Source organism: Halorubrum tibetense (assembly GCF_042661865.1).
Classification (GTDB): Archaea; Halobacteriota; Halobacteria; order Halobacteriales; family Haloferacaceae; genus Halorubrum; species Halorubrum tibetense.
Window position 1 is genome coordinate 1 of sequence record NZ_JBHSWW010000203.1, and the last position, 4,566, is coordinate 4,566.

Genomic DNA, 4,566 nt, shown 5'->3' on the forward strand with positions numbered 1-4,566 from the left:
TCGAACACACGCGTACACGACAAGAACTCCGTAATCGGCATCATCCGTCCTTGCCACCGCCTACGTCATGCACCTACTTCAACGTGCAAAGCTGAGCTGTAAGATGGAACTTCAATTCCCAACTGGTCGGACTCACTAGCAACCAAATCCTCGAGCTCGGTGTAACTCGCATATGGATTACGAGTCGCAATCTTGATTATTTGCTTGTGATGCTCCGGATAACCAGCCGGCAGCTGGTCAATCGACAGGCTTTCCAGACTAATTTCCTCAGGTTGCCGCGATACAGTATCGAACACCCCATCATCACTCGATAGTACCTCTACCTCTACTTCTGGCATGAGGCCGTTGTGATTTAGATGGTCATCATCGTCGACACGCGTGATATGTACACGAGCAGTGATTTCATTATTGTACGTGACTCCACAGATCGGACATTGGTACGTGTACTCATCCTGCTGGTCAGCTGTATCTCCTATATCGATTGTTGTCTCTGTGCTAGTGTCGTCTATTTGTGCCGCCTCATCGAGAGGTTGCTGATGTTGGCTCATACGCAACCTATGATTGTTTCTCCATATACTTACTTAATCGGAGATTGATCATATAAAAAAGTAATAACAAACAGCATTCCAACTAACTCTCAGATAGAATCTGAAGCAAACCTAACGCATCATTCAAAGCTTCGCCCTCGGTAACCATTTTACCATCTGCTTGGTAATCAACAATATCCAGTTCATCTAAGACACTCAGGTGCGTCTGAACGAGTGTATTGTACACACTCCGGTATGGCTTTCCGGTGGCATGTTCAACCTGAATACCCTGCTCAATCGCTGTTATTTGCCGAGCGAGCGAGCGTACTGGGATAGCTTCACTGTTGGTCTCTTCGAGAATCTTAATAACGTAGCACCTACGCGTTGATGTCAGACATTCGTACATATTTGCCATGCGCTCCGTTTGCGCAATTTCCACCTTTTGTAATCTCTTCTCGCTCATTTATGCTCCTCCGGGCGTATTGGTGGATTTAGCTCATCATCAACAACTAAGTGAGTTTGTAGCGCCGTCACATACTCTTCGTGCACAACCTCACGCCATTGCTTATGTTTCTCAGCCATCTCGTCTGTTAGTACGTGACATCGGTGTTTGTGGAGAGTCTCCGCCCTATTATATAGGGGATTAATACACTTTACCCGCACATTCCCGACACACGGAACGGGTACATTTCGAGAATTGAGGTAGTGTATCGCTTCAGTCAGCAGTCCTATATCCGCTGGTTGTGGTGACTTGAGGGTCAACTCTAAAAGGTGTCTCTCCGGGTGATCGAGAACCAACTGGTGTGACAACCGGCCAGATTGGTCGCCAGCTTCAAATAAATCATAGACTAGACAACCATCGGATTTCTCTGTGTTTACGCACGACCCCGATTGATGATAACCTGCCTGTGAGGGTTTATCAGACTGCTTGTGTGGCTGTCTGTCCATACTCACGGGAGGACATACTGTGCGGCCACCTCTCTGTATTACCCGCTCACATCCGTATCTGAGCCAATCCTCAAGACCGTCAGTAACTGGGTGATTAATCGGGATTAGAGCATCCTGACGGATCAGTGTGACGCCACCAGCATCAGAAGGTGCGTGTTCAACAGTAGCTGATAGCCGCGATACAGGCTGTTGTAACTCACTATGGCCGTCAATTGTCTTCGTTGTCGATTCTCCGTCCGCCTGAACCCCAGCATTATGTGCTATGGGGTGCGTATCGCTATTTGCTGTCATTGGGGCAGCACTGGGTTCGGTGCTTGTACACCGGGCCCTTTTCCAAGGCCATTACAGTCTTGCCTATCATCGTTTAAAAATAATCGGGAATTTACTGAGTTATTTGTGTGTTCATATACTAATAGATGCCAAGTTGATTGTTTCTTCATCAGATGTTGTTCAGTAGTGAGCACTGACGCGACACCACAAGCGAGCACGAGGCATACTTGATGTAACTGAGACTCCAAACCGGAGTAGATCAGAATTCAGCTCCCACCACATGAGAGCAAAGGCCTGCTCAAGAGCATACTTTCTGAGCAGCGACTGAATATATAAACCACATGTCTTCTCGTTGAGCCATCTAAACCACTACCTTTTGAAAACTGAGTTCGCTGGCTCTGTTGAAATCATCACCCGCTGACACAAACGGCCTGGTGAATAGAGGGTGCAAATATAGCACTTACATCAACCGTGATCAAATTCCGTCGTCATACTCAGTATGCGTGACGAAGCTGAGTCTTTTCTCGGACAAGACGACAATTTCAGTCTTCTCAATTATATACCCTGCGACCGAATTGACTCAACAGACACGTTCTCAATATCCGCTAGTCGCTCGATAAGTTCCCTGTTGTATTCGTCTTTAGCTAAGACTCACACCTCGGTTGCGTACCGGTAGCGAGCGTCTCTTGTAACACTGGCCGTTGCTGGTGGATCTTCTGTGCGTCTTCGATCAGTCGGTCGAGCAGTGGTGGCGGCGAGTAGCCGAGGTATTCGCCAAGTTCGTGGAGGATGAGCTGGGCGTGCGACCGGAAGGTCGCCGCCCAGCGTTCTGGCGGAAACACGATCTCATCGTCGGCCTGTTCGGTGACCAGATCGAGCAATTCACGACTCACCAGCAGTGACAGCAACGCCGCGTACAGCAGAATTTCGACAACATGCTTCTTCGTCGTGTCGAACTCGTCCAGTTCGTACTGCGTTTTCAGCTCCCGAAACAGCAACTCCACTTCCCACCGACAGCGATAGATCGTCCCTAGATCCGACGGCAGAAACTCTTCTCTCGGCAGATTCGTGATGTACAGGTGGTAGTCGTCGGCGTCCTCTTTGCGGACGCCGACGACGCGAAACCGCTTCGTATCGCGTGACTGCGTTCCTCCGTACGGTCTTCGGTCGAACTTGGCTTCGACTTCCACGTCGATGTACTCGCGGTGCAGATCATCCACAACATCGTGGATCTGCTCACCTTCCAAGGGAATGGCGCGGCCGCGCCATTCCCGTAATTCCTCCGTTACGACCGGATTTGCGCTCTCTTTCAGCCGACTCACGAAGTAGCCGTCGTTCTCATCGATCAACGCGAAACGGCGGTACTTGAAGTAGGCTCGGTCGAACAGAACGAGCCGATCTTCGAGCCACGATCCTGTGTTAAACAACGTGCTGTCGTGCGTTTTCTCGTCAGTCACGTCGAGCCGTTCTATCGTCTGCTCAGTGGCATTATGGAGCAGGTGGAGCTTCGCTCCAGCCTGCTCCTCGTGGCGAGCTTCGTACTCATCGGCAAGGAACTCGTGCAACCGCAGGACGGTTCCATCAGCGATCATCACGTCCCTGAATCGGTCGATATCGGCGTCAACAGTGTCAGGGACAGCGACCTCGTCGAGGCCACGCTCGACGAGGTCGCGGAAGTACTCTGCGAGAGACGGCGTCAACCGGTGATAGAAGCCGCCGGGAGAGATCGTCTCGTCGGCTGTCGAGTTGTAGCTGCGTCTGAAGCCAGCGAGTGTTCGGCTTTCGCCTGCGGCGAAGCCGAACACGAATACCCAGACGAAGGCAGGCATCTGGAGCTTGCGGTCACGTTCGACCACGCCGAGTTCCTCGGCGTGCTCTTCAAGGAACTCGGAGGGAAACAATGTAGTGAGCCGATGCATAATCCGATATGAGGAGGCATTGGTGGACACAGCCGTTGCCTCCTCATTCCTCTCGAAAAGATGCCTCGATAAGCCGCCGCTGTCACGTTGTTTCTCGCTTAGCTAAAGACGGATGGTTCCCTGTTGTAATCTTCTCCATCCTTGCCGTGATGAACTCTGTAGTGACAGTTTGGGCAGAGAGCAATGACGGTTTCAGGCGTATCTGAGCCTCCATCACCTAACTCTTGGACGTGATGAGCGTGTAAATACGGGTCTCCTGTTTTGCTGGTGAATGGGGCAGGCTCTCCACATCCTTCACAGACGCCGTCAGCACGTGCTTTTACATACTCCTTGATTTTCGTTGACCTCGTGTACTGAACTGTCTGAGAAGTATTAGTCGTCGCTTCCTGTGGTACCTGCTCCACAGCATCCTCCTCCGCTTCCTTCCGAAGTTCATCTACAGTCTGCGTCTCCGTTCCAGACTCCGACTCGACAGACTGAGAATCCGAAGCCTCAGCACTGACAGTCTGACTCTCTGAGGACGCCGTCTCAGAGCCAGAAAATTTCTCCGACACTTTCGTATCAGTATCTTCAGACTGCTCGCTCCTTTCCGCTGTCTCGATATCTTCTATATCGCTGACTGAAGGAAGCCTACTGACTATCTCCGGGTCATCAGACACTTTCTTGGCTAGACGCGTTTCTATCAACTCTGCCTCAATTAGTCTGCCGACATCATCTTCGGTCACGTTTTCCACAACGATGTCGTGACCCGACGTCGTATCGATTATCCCTACGCCATTCCTACCTATCCTATCTATCTCAGCAACGAACTCAGCTTTGCACGTTGAAGTAGGTGCATGACGTAGGCGGTGGCAAGGACGGATGATGCCGATTACGGAGTTCTTGTCGTGTACGCGTGTGTT

Annotated in this window: 4 protein-coding genes; all 4 read right to left on the minus strand. The window is 50.9% G+C overall.

Translation table 11 applies throughout. From position 1 onward, the window contains the following. Positions 1 to 65: 65 nt before the first annotated feature. Positions 66 to 548 (minus strand): hypothetical protein, encoded by a 483-nt coding sequence (locus tag ACFQEU_RS11820; RefSeq protein WP_379782371.1) that lies wholly within the window; start codon positions 546 to 548, stop codon positions 66 to 68. Between the two features lie 82 nt (positions 549 to 630). Next, positions 631 to 990, minus strand: a complete 360-nt coding sequence (locus ACFQEU_RS11825; protein WP_379782373.1) for a DUF7344 domain-containing protein — start codon at positions 988 to 990, stop codon at positions 631 to 633. A gap of 1,399 nt (positions 991 to 2,389) precedes the next feature. Next, the gene (locus ACFQEU_RS11830; protein ID WP_379782375.1) at positions 2,390 to 3,664 is read right to left on the minus strand and encodes an IS4 family transposase; all 1,275 of its coding nucleotides are present in this window, start codon (positions 3,662 to 3,664) and stop codon (positions 2,390 to 2,392) included. Between the two features lie 98 nt (positions 3,665 to 3,762). After that, positions 3,763 to 4,566 (minus strand): HNH endonuclease (locus ACFQEU_RS11835; RefSeq protein ID WP_379782377.1); only part of this gene is annotated, 804 nt, incomplete at its 5' end.

What these genes read in the sequence shown, in the direction of transcription:
- ACFQEU_RS11820 (WP_379782371.1), bottom strand. Translation starts at nt 548, where the DNA reads ATGAGCCAACATCAGCAACCTCTCGATGAGGCGGCACAAATAGACGAC.
- ACFQEU_RS11825 (WP_379782373.1), bottom strand. Translation starts at nt 990, where the DNA reads ATGAGCGAGAAGAGATTACAAAAGGTGGAAATTGCGCAAACGGAGCGC.
- ACFQEU_RS11830 (WP_379782375.1), bottom strand. Translation starts at nt 3,664, where the DNA reads ATGCATCGGCTCACTACATTGTTTCCCTCCGAGTTCCTTGAAGAGCAC.